This is a genomic window from Paracoccus shanxieyensis (assembly GCF_009711265.1).
GTDB lineage: Bacteria > Pseudomonadota > Alphaproteobacteria > Rhodobacterales > Rhodobacteraceae > Paracoccus > Paracoccus shanxieyensis.
This window is the reverse complement of sequence record NZ_WMII01000006.1, coordinates 87,892-108,306: the sequence shown is the minus strand read 5'-3', so window position 1 is coordinate 108,306 and position 20,415 is coordinate 87,892. Positions and strand designations below refer to the sequence as shown.

Here is a 20,415-nt window from a genome sequence, read left to right as displayed (position 1 = left end):
ACAGGGGAATTGCCGATCCTTTCTGTAGGATATATGCTGCGCCGGATATCACCGAAAGGTCCGCGCAATGTTTCCCATTCGCCCGCATCGCAGCATCGGCACGCTTTCCAGCGCCTCGGGCGCGGCGGCCGCGATCTTGCGCGCCCGCGCCGCCGAATGGGAGGTGGCGCTGATTGAAACGCCCGACAGCCTGACCATGCATGTCTGGGGCAGCGAGCTGACGCTGATCCCCGACGCGGGCAGCACCCGGATCGAGCTGAACGCCCCGGAGCAGCGCCTGATCGGCGTCTTGCAGGACAGCGCGACCGAGCTTTTTGAAAGCCACGGCCTGAACATCCGCTGGGACCGGGTGAATGTCGGCGCGCTGACCCCCGGCCTTGCGCTGATGCAGGTCGAACGCGTCACGCCCCGCACGCCGGGCTTTCTGCGCGTCCGTCTGCGCGGAGACGAGGCCGCGCGCTTTGGCCAGGGCAGTCTGCATTTCCGCCTGCTGATCGCGCCGCAGGGCCGCATCCCGCAATGGCCGCGCATCGCCGAAAACGGCCGCACCGTCTGGCCCGATGGCGCGGATGCGCTGCATCGCCCGGTCTATACCGTGGCCGATCAGGCGGCGGATTGGGCCGATTTCGACATCTTCCGCCACGCGGGCAGCCCGACCTGCGACTGGGCCGACCGCGTGCGCCCCGGCGAGGAAGTGGGCATCATCGGCCCCGGCGGCGGCTGGTGCCCCGAGGCGGGCACGCTGCGGCTGTTCGGCGATGAAACCGCCCTGCCCGCCATCGCGCGGATGCTGGCGCTGACCCAAGGCGATGCGCGCGCATGGATTTCCTGCGCGCCCGAGGATCTGGGCGATCTGGCGGCGGATCCGCGCGTGACGCGCTGCGACGATCTGCTGGCCGCGCTGAACAACGCCGAGCTGGGCACGGGTGATCCGGACACGGCCGAGGATCGCCATGTCTGGTTCGCCGGTCCGGCGCAGGCCGCGCGCGAGGCCCGCGCTGCGCTGCTGAAAGCCGGGCTCAGCAAGCGGCAGTTCACCGCCGCCGCTTATTGGGGTCAGCCCGACAGCCGGGCATAGACCCCGCCGCGCGCCACCAGCGCACCATGTTCGCCCATCTCGACGATGCGGCCGTCCTGCATCACGGCGATGCGGTCGGCATTGCGGATCGTGCCCAGCCGGTGCGCGATGACCAGCGTCGTGCGCCCGACAGACAGCGCGTCCAGCGCTGACTGGATTTCCCGCTCGGTCTGGCTGTCCAGCGCGCTGGTCGCCTCATCCAGAATCAGGATGGGCGGGTTCTTCAAAAAGGCGCGGGCAATCGCCACGCGCTGTTTCTGCCCGCCCGACAGCATGACGCCGCGTTCGCCGACGATGGTGTTCAGCCCATCCGGCAGGCTGTCCAGCAAGGGGCCAAGCTGCGCCTGCCGCGCGGCCTCGGTGATCTCGGCATCCGAGGCACCCAGCCGGCCATAGGCGATGTTTTCGCGCAGGCTGCCGCCGAACAGGAACACGTCCTGACTGACCAGCCCGATCTGGCGGCGCAGGCTGTGCAGCTGCAACTGATCCAACGCCATGCCGTCGACGGTGATCCGCCCCGAGGTCGGTTCATAAAAGCGCGGCAGCAGCGCCAGCAGCGTCGTCTTGCCCGCGCCGGACGGGCCGACAAAGGCCACGGTTTCGCCCGCCTTGATGTCCAGATCAATGCCGCGCAGGATCGGGCGTTCGTCATAGCCAAAGCTCACGTTCTCGAACCGGATATCGCCACGCAGCGCCGGGGCCGGGATGGCGTCGGGCGCATCGGCGATCTCGGGGTCGGTTGCCAGCAGTTCCTGATAGCGGCGAAAGCCCGCAATGCCGCGCGGATAGGTCTCGATCACGGCAGCGATCTTTTCCAGCGGGCGATAGAACACGCCGACAAGCACCAGAAAGCCCACAAAGCCGCCGGTCGTCAGATCGCCGCGCATGACGTAATAGGCTCCCATGACCATGACGATCACCTGCACGAAGCGCAGACCCATGTATTGCAGCGCCGAGACCGTCGCCATCACCTTATAGGCTTCCAGCTTGGTCTTGCGGTAATTCTGGTTGTCGACGGCAAACAGCTCGCTTTCATGGGATTCATTGCCGAAGGCCTGCACCACGCGCACACCGCCAAGCGCCTCTTCCAGCCGGACGTTGAAATCGCCGACGCGGGAATAGATCGCCCGCCACGTCCGCGTCATCCGCCCGCCGTAAAAGATGACCAGCGCCAGCATCGCAGGCACGATCAGCGCCACGATCATCGCCAGTTGCGGATGGATCCAGAACATCAGCAGGAAGGCGCCGATAAAGGTCATCAGCGCGATCATCGCATCTTCCGGGCCGTGATGGGCGACCTCGCCGATTTCCTCAAGGTCGCGGGTGACGCGGGCGACCAGCTTGCCGGTGCGGGCGCGGTCATACCAGCGCCATGACAGCCGCGTCAGGTGGTCGAAGGCACGGGCGCGCATCTCGGTTTCGATATTGATGCCCAGCTTGTGACCCCAATAGACCACGATGGCCAGCAACCCGGTATTGGCGGCATAAAGCACCATCAGACCGATGGCTGCGGCGACGGTCAGGCTCCAGTTGCCCTGCGGCAACAGGTGGTCGATGAAGGCGGTGATGGCCAGCGGAAAGGCCAGTTCCAGCAGCCCCGACAGAACCGCACAGCCGAAATCCAGCCAGAATAGCCCAAGCCACGGGCGGTAATAGCCAAAGAATTCGCGCAGCATGTCCGGTCCTTGTTCTTCCTATGCGGGGACGGCGACCCTGCCGCCATCCTCGCGCCGCAAGACCTGCATCGGCAGGCCATACACATGTTCCAGCGCCTCGGGGCGCATCAGATCGTCGGGACTGCCCTGCAAGGCAAGGCGGCCCGCCTTCATCGCCACCACATGATCGCAGAATCTTGCGGCCATGTTGACCTCGTGCAGCACGACGATGGCGGTGCGGCCCTGATTGTGGCACATGCGGCGGACAAGCGACAGGACCTCGACCTGATGGGCGATGTCCAGCGCCGAAATCGGCTCATCCAGCAGCAGCGTGCCCGCGGCCTGCGCCACCATCATCGCCAGCCAGCAGCGCTGGCGCTCGCCCCCTGACAGCGTATCGACCAGTTGACCCGCGAATTCGGTGACGCCGCATTCCTGCATCGCGCCCTCGACGGCGGCATGGTCGTCCGGCCCGAACCGCCCCAGCGCGCCGTGCCAGGGATAGCGGCCAAGCGCCACCAGTTCGCGCACCGTCATGCCCTCGGCCGGAGGCGTGGTCTGCGGCATGAAGGCCAGCCCGCGCGCATAATCCTGCGCGTTGTAGTCGCTGATCGGACGGCCCGCGAAACGCACCTCGCCCAGGGAATGCCCGATCTGGCGCGCCAGCACCTTCAAGAGCGTCGATTTCGACGAGCCGTTATGCCCGATCAGCGCGATCACCTGCCCGCCGGGCAGCGCCAGATCCAGATCGTGGATCAGCCTGCGGCCCGGCACATCGACGCACAGGCCCTTGATCGTGAACAGTGGCTGGGTCATCGCCTCATCCTCATCATCAGCCATATGAGCCATGGCGCCCCCAGAAGCGAGGCGAAAAGCCCCAAAGGCAGTTCATAGGGAAAACCGGCCATCCGCGCGCCGAAATCGGCGGCGATCATCAGGATCGCCCCGATCAGCGCCGCACCCAGAACGTGATCCTGCGCCCGCGCGAGGCCAATGCGGCGCGCCAGATGCGGGGCCATCAGACCCACGAAGCTCAGCGGGCCGACCAGCACCGTCGCCGCGCCCGTGGCCACGCCCGCCAGCCCGATCAGCGCCAGCCGCGCCCGGATCAGCGGCAGGCCGACGCCCGCCGCGACCTCGCCGCCCAAAGGCAGCACCTGCAACCAGCGCCGCGCCAGCCAGACCGCCGCCAGCATGACCCCCGCCAGCCCCGCCAGCGTCGCGGCCTGCGCCGGTCCGACCTTGCTGGACGATCCCGACAGCCATGCCAGCACCTGCCAGCTTTGTGTGCTGCCGGTGGCCATGATCGCCGACAAAAGCGCCGCAGCCATGGCCGAGACCGCGACCCCCGCCAGCAGCACGCGCTCAGCGGGCATGTCGCGACGGCGGGCGTAATTGGCGACCAGCCCCAGTGCCAGCGCTCCGCCCAGCATGGTGCCGATGCTCAGGACGCCCTGCCCCGGCGCGGTGAACAGATACAGCGTGATCGCATAGCCCATCGAGGCCCCGCCCGACACGCCCAGCACCTCGGGCGAGGCCAGAGGGTTCGCGGTCAGTCGCTGCAGCACCGCTCCGGCCAGTGCCAGCAGCGCCCCCGCCGCACCCGCTGCCACCAGTCGCGGCAGGCGCAGCGGCAGGAAGGCGCGGAAACTGTCCCAATCCAGCACGGCCCAACCGCCCGGAATACGCCCGATCCAGACCAGCACCACGATCAGCGCGATGATCGACGCGCCCAGCCCGGCCAGCACGCGACCGGGCCGCGCCAGCCGTGCGCCCGGCCCCTCGCCCGCCTCGGTTCCGGGCGGGGTCGATCCGCGCAGGCGCGGCAGCAGCCAGATCAGCAGCGGCCCGCCGATCAGCCCGGTCAGCGCGCCGGTGGGAAACATCTCTCCGGTGGCGCCTGCCAGCGTCATCACCACGCCGTCGCAGATCGACAGCGTCAGCGCGCCGATCAGCGGCGCCATGGCCAGCACCTGCCCCATGGTCCGCGCCCCCAGCGTGCGCGCCAATGCGGGCGCGGCCAGACCGACAAAGCCGATCAGCCCCAGTTCGGCCGAGACCGCCGCCGCCAGCACCACGGCCACGACCACCGCCGCAAAGCGCACGGCTGCGACGTTCATGCCCAGCCCCTGCGCCCCGGCAGCCCCCAGCGACAGGACGCGCAAGGGCCGCGCCAGCAGCGCCGCCGCGATGCCGCAGACGGCCAGCACAAGGGCAAGGATGCGCACGCCGCTCCAGTCCTGCTGCACCAGCGAGCCGCCGTTCCAGATCACCAGCGACAGCAGATATTCCCCCCGCGCCAGCGTGATCGCCGTGGCAATGGCCGAGGCGGTCATGGCAACCATCATCCCCGCGATGACCATGGTCACCGGCGCAAAGGCCCGGCGCGCGCCGATGGCCATGACCAGCCCCGCCGCCAGTCCCGCGCCGGTCAGCGCCACCGGCCAGCGGCCATGCTCCAGCAGGCCCGGCGCAAGGATCGTGGCGATCACCAGCCCAAGCTGCGCCCCGCCGGAAATGCCCAGCGTCGTCGGATCGGCGACCGGATTGCGCAACACCGCCTGCAACAGCGCGCCCGACAGCCCCAGCGCCACGCCCGCAACCAGCGCAATCGCGCCGCGCGGCATCAGCCCAAAGGCCAGCAGGATCTGCTGCAGGTTCATGCGCGCCGGATCGAACGGCCATGCCGGCCAATCGCCCGGCAGCACCCGATGCGCGGCCATCAGCCACATCAGCAACGCCAGAGCCGCCGCCGGCAGCAGCGCCAGAACGAAGGTGCGCATGGTCATAGCATGGTCATAGCGTCGTGGGCCCCGCCTCGAATGTCTGGACAAGCAGCCGCGCGAACCGCTGGGCCGAGGGCAGCCCGCCAAAGGCATTGACCGTCGGCATCCTGTAAAGCCGCGATTGCGCGACCTGCGGCAGGGCCTGCCACAGGATGCTGCGGCGCAGCCCGCCGATCGCCTCGGTCGGGATGTCGCCGGTGATGACCAGCCGCGCCTCGGGCGTGTCGGCCAGACGCTCCAGCGGCAAAGGCGCGCGGAAACTGAACTGCGTCTGGCCCGACCATGCGTTTTGCAACCCCAGCCGCACCAGCACATCGCCGAACATGCTGTCAAAGCCGAAGGCGCGCAGATGCCGGGCATCGCCAATGTCGATCAGGCAGACCGGCCGATCCTGAAAGGCTGCGGCGCGCCGGGCCAAGGCGTCGAACTCGGCCTCGGCCTCGGCGCGGGCCTGACCCGCGGCGGCGGCGCTGTTGGTGGCCGCGCCCAGATCCTCCAGCGCCGCCAGCGCCTTGGCCAGGGGCGGCTCACCCGGCACATAGAAGCCCAGCGACAGCACCTGCGCGACCGAAGCCAGTCGCGCCTGATGCTGCTGATAGAACGGCGATGACAGGATCAGATCGGGCTTGGTCAATTGCAGAAGTTCGTAATTCGGCGCGCCCCGCAGCCCCAGATCCACCACCCCCGGCAGATCCCCGACCGAGCTTTCGGCCCGATAGCCGATCAGTTCGCAGGCCGCGACGGGCTGGTGGCCAAGGGCGCAGGCGGTTTCCAGCATGGCCCAGTCCACCGCCGCCAGCCGAAAACCCCGCGCCCCAAATGCAGGCCCCGCCGCAGCCAGCGCCGCGGCGGAGATCAGGAAAGCACGCCGGTCCAGCACGCGGGCCGGGTGGGTTACCACTTGTAGGTCAGCCGCGCCTGCACTTCCCGGCCTTCGCCATAGTTGCAGTAAAACGCGCTGCAGCTTGCCAGATAGGTCTTGTCGGCAAGGTTCAGCACATTCAGCGAGGCTTCGATATTGTCGCGGGTATAGCTCGCGCCCAGATCCAGCAGCGTATAGCTGTCCAGCGGGTAGTTGTTGGCATCGTCGCCATAGCGCTCGCCGACATAGCGCACGCCGCCGCCTGCGCGGAAGCCGTTGCCGAAATCGCGGTCCAGCCACAGCGAGGCCATGTGATAGGGCGAGTTCGCGGCACGGTTGCCGTCAAGGAACGGGCCGGTTTCGCGGGCATCGCCCTTCTGGCGCGCGTCGGTATAGGTATAGGCGGCGCGGACATCCCAGCCCTCGGCCAGTTCCGCCGTCGCTTCCAACTCGACGCCGCGCGAATGCACCTCGCCGATCTGGAACGGCTGGAAGCTTTCGTCGCTGCGCACGACATTGGTCTGTTTCAGATCATAGACGGCGGCCGTCAGCAGGATGTTCTGCGCGGGCTGATACTTCACGCCGATTTCCCACTGCTTGCCCTCGGTCGGCTTCAGCGTGTCGCCATTGCGATCCGTGCCGATCTCGGGGTCGAACGAGGTCGAATAGGCGATATAGGGCGCCAGATCATTCGCGAACAGATAGGACAGACCGATGCGGCCGGTCGTCGCCTCATCCTTCTGATAGGCGCTGGAGGTGCCGGTGAAATTGTTGGTGACGGTGCCGGTCTGCTTGACCCAGCTGTGACGCAGGCCCGCCGACAGACGCCAGTTGTTCCATGCGATTTCGTCCTGCGCATAGATGCCGATCTGCTGGATCGTCAGGTCTTCGTGCTTTTCATACCAAAGATCGCCCACCACGTCGATGTCGCGGTCGGGGTTCCGCCAGTCGATATCCTGCGGGTAAAGGAACTGCGTGTTGTTATCCAGCTTGTTGCGGATGATATCCAGACCGACCAGAATCTTGTGGGTGGCAGCGCCCGTGGTCACATCGCCCACCAGCCGGGTGTCGACGTTCAGCGTGGTGCTGTCCTCGTTCTGGATGGTCTGGTTCAGGTCGATGAAATTGCCGTCCGCCGTCAGCGCGTTCGACGTGAAGATGTTATAGTCCCAGTCGAATTTCTGATAGCGGAAGCCCTGTTCCACGCGCCAGCCGTTTTCCAGATCGCGGGCATATTCCACGCCGACATTGAACATGCGGCGGTCGCTGTCGGTCTCATCGGGATAGCCGGCATAGAACTCGCGCAGGTAATCGTCATCGGCGATCTGGGTCAGCGCATAGGGCACGCCCGCAGGCGAAATCGGGCTGTCCTTCTGATAGCCCAGCAGCAGGTCCAGCGTCGAGACCTCATCCAGCTGCCAGCGGAATGCGCCGGCCAGATACTGGCGGTCGTTGGTCACGTCCTTCACCTGCTCTTCGGTCTTGCTGATCTGGCCGGTCAGACGCCATGCCAGAATCTCAGACGGGGCGCGGTTCACGTCGAAAAACAGGCTGGCATCGCCAAAGCTGCCATAGCCGACGCCTGCCTCGGCAAAGTCGTCCTGCTGGGCGTGCTTCTGCACAAGGTTCACGATCCCGCCGGGTGAACCCGCGCCGTAAAGCCCCGAGGACGGGCCGCGCAGCAGTTCCACACGCTCCAGCCCGTAAAGCTCATACGAGGGCGCGCCGAATTTGCGGATGAACCGCAGCCCGTTCAGATATTGCGAGTTGTTCGAACCGAAGCCGCGGATGTTCGGCTCATCAAAGCCGGGGGTCGCGCCGTAAGGCTCGGCAACGGCACCGGCGCTGTAGCGCAGCGCCTGACCGACCGAGGCCGCGCCCTGATCCCGGATCTGCTGGGTCGTCACGACCGAAACGGACTGCTGGGTTTCCAGCACCGTCGCCTCGGTCTTGGTGGCGATCTGCGTGGTCGGCACGACATAGCCCTGCGTCGGCGCGGTCGCGTCCAGCACGATCTCATCCAGAACCACACTCTCCGTGGTGCCTTCGGTCTGGGCCAGCGCGGGCAATGAGAGTGTCAGAACGCTGGCACCCGCCAGCAGCAGCACACGAGAGGAGAACATCTTTTCGACCACCTTTCATTTGCGCGCCGCCGCCTGCTGGCAGGAACGACCGCGATTCATTTCCTGACGGTTTTAATACAGATTCTGCCCGTCACACAGCCGTGACATTGCGTCGGCCTGTCTGCGTGGTTTTCCTGCCGCAGTCGCGCCGCGCGTGTGGCGAACGTCATCGCGGCAAACACAGCGTATGCATTGAAAATCTGCGCCAATCCGCAAAGTGAAACGCAGATCCGACTGGATCGTTGACAATGTATACACAATCCCCAATCCTGATCCTCAGCGAGGGCCGACCGTGCCCTGAGGGAGGAGAACCGATGAACCGCAGATGTTTTCTGCCGCTGATGGCGGCTGCGCTGACGCTTTCCACGCTGACCACGCCCGCGCTGGCGGAATATCCCGAACGCCCGATCGAAATGATCGTGCCTTGGGGCGCGGGCGGCGGCACCGATGCGGTGGGCCGCATCTTCGCGCAAATGCTGCAACAGGAACTGGGCAAGCCGGTGAACGTGGTGAACCGGACCGGCGGCTCGGGGGTGGTGGGCCATACCGCGATCTCGCGCGCGCGGCCCGACGGCTATACCATCGGCATCGTCACCATCGAAATCGACATGATGCACTGGCAGGGCCTGACCCAGCTGACGCATGAGGATTTCGACTTTCTGGCCATGGTCAATGCCGATCCGGGCGGGCTGATGGTGGCCGAGGACGCGCCGTGGCAGACCGCCGCCGAGCTGCGCGACGCCATGAAATCGGAACCCGCAGGCACGCTGAAAGCCTCGGGGACGGGACAGGGCGGCATCTGGCATCTGAACATGCTGGGCTGGATGCTGTCCGAAGGCATTCCCTTGCAGAACGTGGCATGGGTGCCCAGTCAGGGTGCCTCTGCCGGGCTGACCGACATGGTGGCGGGCGGCGTGCAGCTTGTGCCCTCGTCGCTGGCCGAGGGGCGCGCGCTGATCGATGCGGGCCGCGTGCGGGCGCTGGCCACCATGTCCGACGAACCGCAGGCGCTGTTTCCCGACGCGCCGCCGCTGAAACAGGCCACCGGCTCGGACTGGAAACTGTCGGTCTGGCGCACCATCGCGGCCCCCAAGGGCATGCCCGAAGACGTGCGCGCCAAGCTGACCGCCGCCATTCAAAAAGCCTATGACAGCAAGGAATATCAGGACTTCATGACCGAACGCGGCTTCGGCCTTCGTTGGGCCGGACCCGAGGACACCGCCCGCATCGTGGCCGAAGACGACGCCACGCTGGGCGCGGTCATGAAAGAGGCCGGTCTGGCCAAGTGACGACACGGATGACGACACGGGCGGGCTGCGCCCCGGCGCGGCCCCCCGAACCAGAGGGGAGGCTGGAATGAGACTGGGAGATCGCGCCTTGGGGTTTCTGACCCTGCTGGGCGGAGTGGTTCTGTTCATCGCGTCGATGCGCTTTTCGCCCTTGCCGGGCCAGAAATACGGCGCCGAGACCCTGCCCGAGGTCGTGGGCTTTCTGGCCATCGTGCTGGGCGCGGTGATGCTGGCAAAGGGCCTGCGTCAGGAACGCGGCATGGCGCTGGTGCAGGTGGCCGACTGGGCGCGCGAAACCGGGGCATGGGCGCGGCTTCTGGGGGCGGCGCTGCTGGTGGGGGTCTATGTGCTGGTGCTGGACCGCGTGGGCTTCACCCTTGCCAGCCTGGTGCTGGTCGCGGCCATGCTGGCGCTGACCCGCACGAAGCCCCTGCTGATCTTGCCCATCGCGCTGGTCACGGTGCTGGTCGTGCAATTCGCCTTTGGCCGGATGCTGCTGGTGCCGCTGCCGCGCGGCGAAATCCTGTCGCTGCCGTGGTGATCCGATGAGCACGCTGTCCCAATCCTTTGCCATGGTCTTTGACTGGCAGGTGCTGCTGGTCATGCTGCTGTCGGGCGCCTTCGGGCTGTTCGTCGGCGCCATCCCCGGCCTGACCGCCACCATGGCCACCGCGCTGCTGGTGCCCATCACCTTCTTCATGGAGCCGATTGCCGCCATCGCCGCGATCGTCACCGCATCCGCCATGGCGATCTTTTCCGGCGACATTCCCGGTGCGCTGCTGCGCATCCCCGGCACGCCTGCCTCGGCCGCCTATGTCGAAGACAGCTACCGCATGACCCGCGACGGGCGCGGCCCCGAGGCGCTTGGCGCCTTGCTGGTCTTTTCGGTGATCGGCGGCGTCTTCGGCACCATCGTGCTGATCCTCGCCTCGCCGCTGCTGGCCGAGGTGGCGCTGAAATTCTCCTCCTTTGAATATTTCTGGCTGGTGCTGCTGGGGCTGTCGGCGGCGATCTTCGTGTCGCCCGGCTCGGTCACGCGCGGGCTGGTGGCGCTGGTCATCGGGCTGGTCGCGGCCTGTGTCGGCATGGACAACCCCACCGCCGAGCCGCGCTTCACCTTCGGCAATGTCGATCTGCTGGCCGGGATCTCATTCATTCCGGCGATGATCGGGCTGTTCGCGCTGGCCGAGGTGTTTCGCTATATGGTGCATGGCCACAAGATGCCCCCGGCGCTGAAACCCGACACGCGCGGGATGATCCGCACGCAATGGGGCGTGCTGAAGCGGTATCCCAAACAGACCATGCGCGGCAATGTCACCGGCACGTTGATCGGCGCGCTGCCCGGCGCGGGCGCGGATATCGCGGCGTGGATATCTTATGCGATGTCCAAGCGGTTTTCCCGCACGCCCGAGAAATTCGGCACCGGCCATGTCGAGGGGCTGGTCGAGGCCGGGGCCTCGAACAATTCCGCCGTCAGCGGCGCGTGGATCCCGGCGCTGGTCTTTGGCATTCCGGGCGATTCCATCACCGCCATCGTCATCGGCGTGCTGTATATCAAAGGCATGAACCCCGGCCCGACGATCTTCATCGAACAGGCGGCGATGGTGAATGCGCTGTTCATCGTCTTTCTGCTGGCCAATCTGCTGATGATCCCGCTGGGCTGGCTGGCGATCCGCGGCTCGGCGCATATCCTTGCGGTGCCGCAGCGCATCCTGATGCCGATCATCCTGCTGTTCTGCATCGTCGGCGCCTTTGCCATCACCAATTCGGTCTTTGGCATCATCCTGATGCTGGCCTTCGGCGTTCTGGGCTTCATCATGGAGGAAAACGACATCCCCATCGCGCCCGCCATCCTTGGGCTGGTGCTGGGGCCGATGCTGGAACAGCATTTCGTCACCTCGATGATCAAGGCCAATGGCGATCTGCTGGAATTCTTCGGCAGGCCCATCGCCGCCGGGCTGGGGATCATGACGATCCTGATCTGGTTTCTGCCCTTGGTGCTGCGGCTGGTGCGCGGGCGCAAGGCGGCGGCATGAGGGCTGTGGCATGAGGGCTTTGGCATGACGGCGGCCGCGTGGCGGGAACGCGGGCCGCTGCCAATGTGTTGATCCGCCACAGGTCACGACAGGCGGATCACCATGCAGGACGACGACGACTTCACGCTGGGCATCGAGGAAGAATATCTGCTGGTCGATGCCGAAACCGGCGCCTTAGCCGAGGCGCCCGACGCGCTGATGGCCGCCTGCAAGGCCGATCTTGGCGATCAGGTCAGCCCGGAATATCTGCGCTGCCAGATCGAGGTCGGCACCCCCGTCAGCCGCAATATCGCCGAGGCCCGCGACCATCTTGCGCGGCTGCGCCTCTCGATTGCGACCCATGCGGCGGAATTTGGCATGGCGCCGATTTCCGTGGCCTGCCATCCCTTTGCCGACTGGCGCGATCAAAGCCATACCGATAAGGACCGCTATATCCAGCTGTCGCGCGAAATGGGGGCGGTGTCGCGGCGGATGCTGATCTGCGGGATGCATGTCCATGTCGGCATCACCGACAAGGCGCTGCGGATCGAATTGATGAACCAGATGCCCTATTTCCTGCCGCATCTGCTGGCGCTGTCGGTCTCAAGCCCGTTCTGGCAGGGGGTGGATACCGGGCTTGGCTCGTATCGCACGACGGTGTTTGGCAATTATCCCCGCACGGGCCTGCCGCCGCAATTCGCGGGCTGGGGGGAATATCAGCGTTCGGTGCAGGCGCTGGTGCATCTGGGCATCATTCAGGATGCCAGCAAGATCTGGTGGGATCTGCGCCCCTCGTCGCATTACCCCACGCTGGAGACGCGGATCTGCGACGCCTGCCCGCGCATCCGCGATGCGTTGACCATGGCCGCGACGATTCAGGCCACGGCGCGGATGCTGGTGCGGCTGCACCGCAAGAACCTGCGCTGGCGGCAATATGACAACTTCCTGCTGGGTGAAAACCGCTGGCGCGCGCTGCGCTATGGCGTGACCGAGGGGCTGATCGACTTCGGCTCGCGCGAAATCCGGCCATTTGCGCAACTGACCGAGGACTGGCTGGCGCTGATCGCCGAGGACGCCGATGCGCTGGACAGCCAGCCCGCCACCGCCCGGCTGCGCGACATGGCGCAGGACAGCGCCGCCGACCGCCAGCGCGCGGTCATGGCCTCGGCGCTGGCGGCAGGGGCAGATCACGATCAGGCGATGCGCGCCGTGGTCCAGCACCTGATCGCGGAATTTCGCCGCGATCTTTAGCCTGCCCCTCAGCCTTCCTCGTCGGCGCGCACCTCGAAATGCGACACCAACGCAAAGATCGCCGTGCCGCCGACGATATTGCCCAGCGTGGTGGGCAGAAGGAACGCCCCCAGCGCCGGGCCAAGACTGGCCTGCCCCATCATCAGCAGATAGATCACCTCGACGCTGCCGACGATGACATGCGGGAAATCCCCTATGGCCACCAGATATGTCGCCAGAAACACCAGCAGCAGCTTCGACTGCTCAAGCCCATAGATCGCCCAGACCATCGTGGCGATCATCCAGCCCGAGATGATGCCGCCGGTGAACATCTGCACCGGGGTCTTTTCCATCAGATGATGGCCGATCTCCAGAAAGGCCTGCGTCACTTCGGGGGTAAAGACCGGCAGATAGGCAAAGACCGCCGCCGCAATGGCCGCGCCCGCCAGATTGCCCGCAAAGACCGAGCCCCACAGCCGCAGCAGCCGCAAGACGTTGCCACCCGTGGGCTTGCGCAGCACCGGCACGACCGGCGTCACCGTGTTTTCGGTGAACAGCTGCTGGCCCGCCGCGATGACGAAGATGAAGCCGAAGGTATAGCCCACCGCCTCGATCAGAAAGCCCAGCTCGATATCGGGCAGATTGGCCCTGATGATGCCGCGCGCGACCAGCGACAGGCTCATGGTGATGCCGCCCGCCAAGGCCGACCAGAACAGCGCGAAAACCTCACGCGACAGCTCGCGCTCGCCCTCGCGGCGCAGAAGTTCGTGCACGGTCGCCGCTTTTGACGGCATCCGTTCTTCCAGATCATCGGCGGGAATGGCCTTGGCCTCTTCGGGGGTCGCTTCGTCCTTGGGCAGTTCCCGTGCCGGGCTGTGGTCGCTCATGCCTGTGTCATCCTGCAAATGCCACAGCCACAAGCGCGACGTGGCGCCGGTCGTTCCCGGCGCCACGAAAGATTTCGGCAATGGACCCGCTCAGGCAGTCTCGGAGGAGAGCCGCGCGAAGATCCGCCCGATCCGCGGATCGCTTTGCTGCGGCGCCAGCACCTCGACGGGGCGGCCGGCCCGCGTCTCGCGCCGGACCCATTCGCAGATCGTCTCGGCGCTGGTATGGTCCATATAGTTCAGCTTCTGACCGTCCAGACAGACCTTGCGGCCTTCGGGCAGGTTCTCCAGCGTCTCCAGCATCGCGGGCACGCTGCGGCAGGTCGCGGCCCCGTCAAGGCCAAGGCGGATCGCGTCACCCTGCTCGGTCCGCCTGATCGAAAAGCGGCGCACCAGCCACGGCAGCACCTCGACCAGCGACAGCGCCAGGCCGATGCCCACGCCGACCAGCAGGTCATGCGTCACCACCATCACCACCGTCGCCACCCAGATCGCCACCGGGAAGAACCCGTGATTGGTCAGCAATTCGCGGACATGGTGAATGCCGATCAGACGCCAGCCGGTCACCAGCAGCACCGCCGCCAGCGCCGTCAGCGGCACCAGACCCAACAGCCCCGGCAGCGCCGCGATCAGCGCCAGAATCCAGATGCCATGCATGATGGTCGAGGCCCGCGTCCGGGCCCCCGCCTGCACATTGGCCGAGGACCGCACGATCACGCCGGTGATCGGCAGACCGCCAAGCACCCCGCACAAGCCGTTGCCGACGCCCTGCGCAAACAGCTCCTTGTTCAGCCGGGTGCGTTCGCCGTCATGCATCCGGTCGACGGCGGCCGCCGACAGCAGCGTCTCGGCGCTGGCGATGATGGCGATGACCACGGCGGCGACGATCAGTCCCGGTTCGGTCATGCGGGCGAAATTCTCGACCGTCGGCAGCGCGATGCTGGAAAAGATCGAATCCGGCACCTCGACGCGCGGAATGGGCAGGTTCATCAACGCCGTCAGCACCGTGCCCGCGCCCACGCCGATCAGCGCGCCGGGCACCAGCGCCAGCGATGTCGGGCGCATCTTTTCCCAGCCCAGCATCGCCAGCAGCGAAATCAGGCCGATCAGCAGCGCCAGCGTCTCGGACGACACCGTGTCGCCCAGCACGCGCGACACGCTTTCGTCCATCGCGGCGATATTGTCGGTCGCATGTGCGGCGGGCGCGCTGCCCATCAGCACATGGATCTGGCCAAGAATGATCAGGATGCCAATGCCCGTCAGCATCCCATGCACCACCGCCGGCGAGATCGAGCGGAACCACGATCCCATGCGCAGAAACCCGGCGGCGATCTGGATGATCCCGGCCAGCACCAGCACCGGACCCAGCATGGCGATGCCGTATTCCTGCACGAAGCCAAAGACGATGACGGCAAGCCCCGCCGCCGGTCCCGTCACCTGCAAGGGCGATCCGGCCAGAAAGCCCACGACGATGCCGCCGATGACGCCCGAGATCAGCCCCATCGCCACAGGCACGCCCGAGGCGATGGCGATGCCCAGACACAGCGGCATGGCCACCAGAAAGACCACCAGCGAAGCGGCAAAATCACGCGAGAATGAGGAGGCGTATTTCTGCATGATCGTCACTCCGCCGCGATGGTGGCCTGCGCGGCAAGCTGCGGCTGGATGCGGCCCCGGATCGCGACCGGCAGGTCCTGGCCGTCGCGGGGCAGCACGAATTCGCGTTTCTCGCCGTCATAGACCAGCACGCCGCCAGTCTCGATGTCGAAGAACCAGCCATGCAGCGTGATCTCACCCTGCGCCAGCTTCGCCGCGACCGAAGGATGCGTGCGCAGGTGATCCAGCTGCACCAGCACGTTTTCCAGCGCGACGGCGCGGATCATGTCCGGCTCGCTCAGGCCCTGCGGATAGGCTTGCGACACCACCGAATGCGCGGCGTGGCTGTGACGCAGCCAGGCGGCGACATTGGGCATCGGCTCCAGCAGATGCGGGCAGCACAGGCCCTTCATCGCGCCGCATTCCGAATGGCCGCAGACGATGATGTCGCGCACCCCCAGCGCCATCACGCCATATTCGATGGCCGAGGACACACCGCCATTCATCGTCGAAAACGGCGGCACGATGTTTCCGGCATTGCGACAGACGAACAGCTCTCCGGGGCCCGATTGCGTGATCGCCTCGGGCATGACGCGGCTGTCAGCGCAGGAAATCATCAGGGCCTGCGGGCTTTGACCCTCATGCGCCAATTGCCGGTAAAGCGCGGCCTGTTGCGGGAAAACGTCCCCGCGGAAACTGGTGATCCCCTTCATGAAATCAGGCATCGATGGTCCTTTCGCTTGTCGGGCTGCCGGTCTTGTGGCGGCCCGGGATGGGTGCGGGTCGGTTCTGGGCCGACCGTCGCATGACCTCAGGTAAGCAGGCTTCTCCTGACGCGTCTCTGACAGCTTTGGTCAGCAGGGCGTGGGAAAAGCCCGATATCGCCCCGGATGTGCTGCATCGCAGCATGTTCGGCGGCGGGTTCCCGCCACCCACAAACTCGTCATCCTCAGGTTGTATTCGGGGAAATTCGACCTGTCTGTTGGTCAGACCAGTCCCGGCGCCGGACTCGCGCGGCAAAAGGCGGTCCCGACCGGCAAGAAACCGCCACCTGTCAGATCCGCCGCCGCGATTTTTCTGAAATCCACCCGCCCGGCGCTGCGGCGCGGCATTCCGGCGCAAGAATCGACTGATCGGTTCAGTTATCCGATGCCCGCAGACAGCAAAAAGCCGCCCCGCAGGGACGGCTTCGCGGCGCGGCGCGGGCCGGTCTCTCAGGGGGCGGCGACGGCCATGCAGGGATTGGCCGGGATCACCAGCCCATGCCCGAAGACATCATCATGCCCTTTGGATCCCAGATCGCGGGCGGCGGCCTGCAACCGCACGCGCAGCATGTCGGGCGCGATGCCGGGCTGGCTTTGCATCAGCAGCGCCGCCGCCGCCGTGACAAAGGGCGCGGCAAAGGATGTGCCGGTCTTGGTGCGCGCGCCACTGACCGAGGCGGCAGTCCAGATATCGACCCCCGGCGCGGCGAAATCGATATGCTTGCCCCGCCCGGCCCGGCGATAGACCTGTTCGCGCCGGTCCACCGCCGTCACCGCGATCACCGGCTCATAGGCGGCGGGATATGCGGGTTTCGCGCCCGGCCCGCCATTGCCCGCCGCCGCCACCATCACGATGCCCGCGCCGTCCAGCAACCGCACCTGCCGCGCAAGGGCTGCGTTATGCGGACCGGCCAGCGACAGGTTGATGATGCCCACCTTGGCCGCGCCCAGATAATCCAGCGCCTCGATCAGGTCGAAGGCGTCGGCGCGCTCATCCTTGCCCGCCAGATGAAAGGCATCGACGGCGATCAGCTCGGCCCCCGGCACCAGCCCGGGCGAGCGGCTGTCGGCCTGCCCAACCAGCAGCGCCGCAACCGAGGTGCCGTGGATCTGACCCGAGGGATCGACATTGCGCCCCTCGCCGATGCGATGCACATGCAGGCGGCTGTCGGCAAAGACCGGATGACTGGCATTGATGCCGGTATCGACCATGCCGATGCGCGGTGCGGTGCCGCAACTGGCGGTGCCCGCAGGCCATGCGATCATCTGGCGCGCGGGACAGTCGATGCCGCGACAGGCTGGCCCCTGTTCAGGGCGATAGAAATGGTTGAAATCCGCGCTGCCCCCGGTTTCGCGGGCGCGGACGGCGGCGCGGGCCTCGGCCATCGTCATATGGCGCGGCTTGCGCAGCCGGATCAGTGTCTCGCCCGAGGACAGGGTGGCGCGCCGCAACGGCTGAAAGCCCTGCGCCCGCAGCGCCTCGATATCGGGTTGGGCAAGGCCGCGGACCAGAATCTCATTGGCGGCAAAGGCGGGCGGCGGCGCAGGCGCGCGGACACGCGGGGCCTGTTGCGGCGCGGGCCTGCGGCGCGGCTGCGCGTCGTCGTCATCATCATCATCGTCGTCATGGTCATCGGCCCATGCGGCGGCGACCTGCATCCCCCAGCCCTGCGGCGCGAGCTCCAGCACCAGCATCGCGGCCAGCATGGCAAAAATCAGCGGAAATCGTGGCATCGGGCTTCTCCTGTGGGACGGCTTGCTGGACATTCCACGTCCCAACCCCTCTATTATTCCCCGAATGATGCGTGATGTCCAAGTTTCGGAGGTTTCATGGATGCGGCTTTCAGTCAGGCCCTGATCGCCCTTCTGCCCAACCTTCGCCGCTTCGCGCTGTCCTTGTCGCGGCGCAAGGATCTGGCCGACGATCTGGTGCAGATCACCGTCGAACGCGCCATCGCCAATGCCGCCAGCTTCGACGCCACCTCACGTATTGAACCGTGGCTGTTTCGCATCATGCGCAACGCATGGATCGACCAGACCCGGCGGCAAAAGACGCAGGGCACTCAGGTCGATGTCTTCGACATCCCCGAGGCGCTGCCCACCGATCCCGCCCCCGGCCTTGAGGCGCGCATCATGCTGCGCCACGTCCAGGAGGCCATGCTGACCCTGCCCGAAGACCAGCGCGAGGTGCTGCATCTCGTCTGTGTCGAAGAAATGAGCTATGCCGAAACCGCCCGCACGCTGGACATCCCCATGGGCACGGTCATGAGCCGGCTGGCGCGCGCCCGCCTCGCGCTGGCGGAAAAACTGGGATTAAAATGACCGGCGGCGCGTAGACCATGCGCAACCCCGGCGGCTGACAGGATAGGACCATGCAGATCGACGACGAAACCCTGATGGCGCTTGCCGATGGCCAGCTGGACGCGGACCGCGCCGAGGCCCTGCGCCGCGCCGTCGCGGCCGATCCCGATCTGCAAAGGCGGCTGGCGCGGTTTACCGAAACCCGCCGCCTGCTGGGCGAATGGCGCCAATCCGACACGGGTCAACCCGATGCGGGCCAACCCGACGCAGGGCATTCCGAAGATCCCCTTGCCGCAATGATCCGCGCCGCAGCCCAGCCCGCACCGCAACAGCCCAAACCGCAACAGCCCAAACCGCAGCAAACCACGCCGCCCGCCCCCGCCAACCTGAACCGGCGTCCGTGGCTTGCGGCGGCGGCCTCGGTTGCGCTGGCGGCCTTGGTCTTTGGCTGGTGGCAGCAATCGGGCGCACCCGCCCCGCAAGGTCTGGCCCAGCCCGAGATCGCGGCGCTGGACGAATTGCGCGCCGGGCAGGTGCGGGGGCTGGATGACGGCACGCAGCTTTCCATGATCGCCTCGTATCGCGGCGATGAAGGCCAGCTTTGCCGCGAATATGAAACCGTGCGCGACAGCACCATCCGCATCGTGCTGGCCTGTCGCGGCACCGAGGGCTGGCAACAGCGCTTCGCCGCGCTGTCGGCGACGCAGGACGGCACGTTCCAGCCCGCCTCGGATGAAAGCGCGATCGACGCGGCGCTGCAGGCCGTGGGCGCCGACCAGCCGCTGACCCCCGAGGAAGAGGCCGCAGCCCTTGGCGACAGTGCCGAAGGCCTGCCGCCGAACTGAAACGCCCGCCTTCCCTGCGCATTCGGGCGGCCCGTCATGGCCGCCTTTTTTCATGGCGCACGGCCTTTTTAGGCCCCGCTTTCAGGCCCCGCCATTTTTCCCCCCTGACGCAAAAATTTCACCGCCGCGCGGAATAGTCGCGCGGTCTGCCGCGTAACCCTGCCGGACGACGTGGAATACGGCCGAACCGGCAGCCTGACCGCGCAAGACCTGACCGCCGGCAACATCAGCGAGGATCCCATGGCAACCATCCGTGGCAATGACGACAGCAACCGCATCAACGGCACCAATGTCGCCGACCGCCTGTTCGGCATGTCGGGCGATGACACCATCTATGGCTTCAACGGCAATGACACCATCGACGGCGGCGAAGGCAATGACCGCATCTATGCGGGCGAAGGCCATAACCGCGTCGTCGCGGGCGAAGGCAATGACTTCGTGTCGGCTGGCGCCGGCAATGACGTGATCAATGCCGGCGAAGGCAATGACACCGTGCATGCCGGCAACGGCACCAACAATATCCAGCTGGGCGAAGGCAACGACATGGCCGTGTCGGGCACCGGCAACGACTACATCAACGCGGGCGAAGGCAATGACACCGTGCTGGCCGGGGCGGGCAACGATGTCATCCTTGGCGGCGAAGGCGACGACCGGATGCTGGGTCAGGCGGGCAATGACCGCATCACCGCGCATGAAGGCAATGACACGCTGGACGGCGGCGCGGGCCATGACACCATGTCGGGCGGCGAAGGCTCGGACGTGTTCGTCTGGAATGGCGGGCGCGATGTCATCACCGATTTTGAAACCGATGACGACCGCATCAACCTGTCGCATTACACCCGTTTCGACAGCTGGGGCGATGTGCGCGGCGCGGCCCGTCAGGTCGGAAACGATGTCATCATCACCCATGGCGGCGACCGTCTGGTGATCGAGGACACGCGCCTGAACCAGCTGGGGGGCGACGACTTCATCTGGTAAACCCGG

The 20,415-nt window shown here is 66.4% G+C and carries 17 protein-coding genes; 8 read left to right on the top strand and 9 right to left on the bottom strand.

The window, feature by feature from the left end; all coding sequences use genetic code 11:
* Window positions 1–67 precede the first annotated feature (67 nt).
* On the top strand, window positions 68–1,078 hold the full coding sequence (locus GL284_RS08010; protein ID WP_155044080.1) for a siderophore-interacting protein: 1,011 nt from the start codon (window positions 68–70) through the stop codon (window positions 1,076–1,078).
* Here the strand turns inward: GL284_RS08010 and GL284_RS08005 are convergent.
* The 5 genes from GL284_RS08005 to GL284_RS07985 are packed head-to-tail and all read right to left on the bottom strand — an operon-like array spanning window position 1,057 to window position 8,504.
* A complete protein-coding gene (locus GL284_RS08005; protein ID WP_155044079.1) occupies window positions 1,057–2,754 on the bottom strand; it encodes an ABC transporter ATP-binding protein in 1,698 nt (565 codons plus the stop codon). The genes GL284_RS08010 and GL284_RS08005 overlap by 22 nt on opposite strands.
* An 18-nt stretch (window positions 2,755–2,772) precedes the next feature.
* On the bottom strand, window positions 2,773–3,549 hold the full coding sequence (locus tag GL284_RS08000) for an ABC transporter ATP-binding protein (protein ID WP_155044078.1): 777 nt from the start codon (window positions 3,547–3,549) through the stop codon (window positions 2,773–2,775).
* The gene (gene fhuB / locus GL284_RS07995) at window positions 3,546–5,522 is read right to left on the bottom strand and encodes a Fe(3+)-hydroxamate ABC transporter permease FhuB (protein WP_425274189.1); all 1,977 of its coding nucleotides are present in this window, start codon (window positions 5,520–5,522) and stop codon (window positions 3,546–3,548) included. Before fhuB ends, GL284_RS08000 begins: the two co-directional genes overlap by 4 nt.
* Before the next feature lie 7 nt (window positions 5,523–5,529).
* A complete protein-coding gene (locus GL284_RS07990; protein ID WP_341870325.1) occupies window positions 5,530–6,420 on the bottom strand; it encodes an ABC transporter substrate-binding protein in 891 nt (296 codons plus the stop codon).
* Window positions 6,414–8,504, bottom strand: a complete 2,091-nt coding sequence (locus GL284_RS07985; protein ID WP_155044077.1) for a TonB-dependent siderophore receptor — start codon at window positions 8,502–8,504, stop codon at window positions 6,414–6,416. Before GL284_RS07985 ends, GL284_RS07990 begins: the two co-directional genes overlap by 7 nt.
* Before the next feature lie 314 nt (window positions 8,505–8,818).
* On the opposite strand from GL284_RS07985, the gene GL284_RS07980 reads away from it, so the two are divergent.
* The 4 genes from GL284_RS07980 to GL284_RS07965 all read left to right on the top strand — a co-directional run bounded on the left by GL284_RS07980 (window position 8,819) and on the right by GL284_RS07965 (window position 13,059).
* Window positions 8,819–9,793 carry a tripartite tricarboxylate transporter substrate binding protein gene (locus tag GL284_RS07980; RefSeq protein ID WP_155044076.1) on the top strand — a complete coding sequence of 325 codons (975 nt, stop codon included), beginning with the start codon at window positions 8,819–8,821 and terminating at the stop codon, window positions 9,791–9,793.
* 67 nt (window positions 9,794–9,860) lie between these two features.
* Window positions 9,861–10,334 carry a tripartite tricarboxylate transporter TctB family protein gene (locus GL284_RS07975; RefSeq protein WP_155044075.1) on the top strand — a complete coding sequence of 158 codons (474 nt, stop codon included), beginning with the start codon at window positions 9,861–9,863 and terminating at the stop codon, window positions 10,332–10,334.
* Window positions 10,335–10,338: 4 nt separating this feature from the next.
* Window positions 10,339–11,829 (top strand): tripartite tricarboxylate transporter permease, encoded by a 1,491-nt coding sequence (locus GL284_RS07970; protein WP_155044074.1) that lies wholly within the window; start codon window positions 10,339–10,341, stop codon window positions 11,827–11,829.
* 102 nt (window positions 11,830–11,931) lie between these two features.
* On the top strand, window positions 11,932–13,059 hold the full coding sequence (locus tag GL284_RS07965) for a carboxylate-amine ligase (protein ID WP_155044073.1): 1,128 nt from the start codon (window positions 11,932–11,934) through the stop codon (window positions 13,057–13,059).
* 8 nt (window positions 13,060–13,067) lie between these two features.
* Here the strand turns inward: GL284_RS07965 and GL284_RS07960 are convergent, their stop codons facing one another.
* The 4 genes from GL284_RS07960 to GL284_RS07945 all read right to left on the bottom strand — a co-directional run bounded on the left by GL284_RS07960 (window position 13,068) and on the right by GL284_RS07945 (window position 18,019).
* Entirely contained in the window at window positions 13,068–13,925 is an 858-nt protein-coding gene (locus GL284_RS07960; RefSeq protein WP_155044072.1) for a formate/nitrite transporter family protein, read from the bottom strand.
* Between the two features lie 90 nt (window positions 13,926–14,015).
* The gene (locus GL284_RS07955) at window positions 14,016–15,542 is read right to left on the bottom strand and encodes a SulP family inorganic anion transporter (RefSeq protein WP_155044071.1); all 1,527 of its coding nucleotides are present in this window, start codon (window positions 15,540–15,542) and stop codon (window positions 14,016–14,018) included.
* Window positions 15,543–15,547: 5 nt separating this feature from the next.
* On the bottom strand, window positions 15,548–16,246 hold the full coding sequence (locus GL284_RS07950; RefSeq protein WP_155044070.1) for a carbonic anhydrase: 699 nt from the start codon (window positions 16,244–16,246) through the stop codon (window positions 15,548–15,550).
* A gap of 489 nt (window positions 16,247–16,735) precedes the next feature.
* Window positions 16,736–18,019, bottom strand: coding sequence for a S8 family serine peptidase (locus tag GL284_RS07945; RefSeq protein WP_155044069.1), 1,284 nt, complete (start codon window positions 18,017–18,019; stop codon window positions 16,736–16,738).
* Window positions 18,020–18,115: 96 nt separating this feature from the next.
* Here GL284_RS07945 and GL284_RS07940 point away from each other — a divergent pair, with 96 nt between their 5' ends.
* The 3 genes from GL284_RS07940 (at window position 18,116) to GL284_RS07930 (ending at window position 20,409) form a co-directional block, all read left to right on the top strand.
* Window positions 18,116–18,607, top strand: coding sequence for an RNA polymerase sigma factor (locus tag GL284_RS07940; RefSeq protein WP_155044068.1), 492 nt, complete (start codon window positions 18,116–18,118; stop codon window positions 18,605–18,607).
* Window positions 18,608–18,657: 50 nt separating this feature from the next.
* Window positions 18,658–19,431, top strand: a complete 774-nt coding sequence (locus GL284_RS07935) for an anti-sigma factor family protein (RefSeq protein WP_155044067.1) — start codon at window positions 18,658–18,660, stop codon at window positions 19,429–19,431.
* A 171-nt stretch (window positions 19,432–19,602) separates the two neighbouring features.
* On the top strand, window positions 19,603–20,409 hold the full coding sequence (locus GL284_RS07930) for a calcium-binding protein (RefSeq protein WP_341870324.1): 807 nt from the start codon (window positions 19,603–19,605) through the stop codon (window positions 20,407–20,409).
* Window positions 20,410–20,415 lie beyond the last annotated feature (6 nt).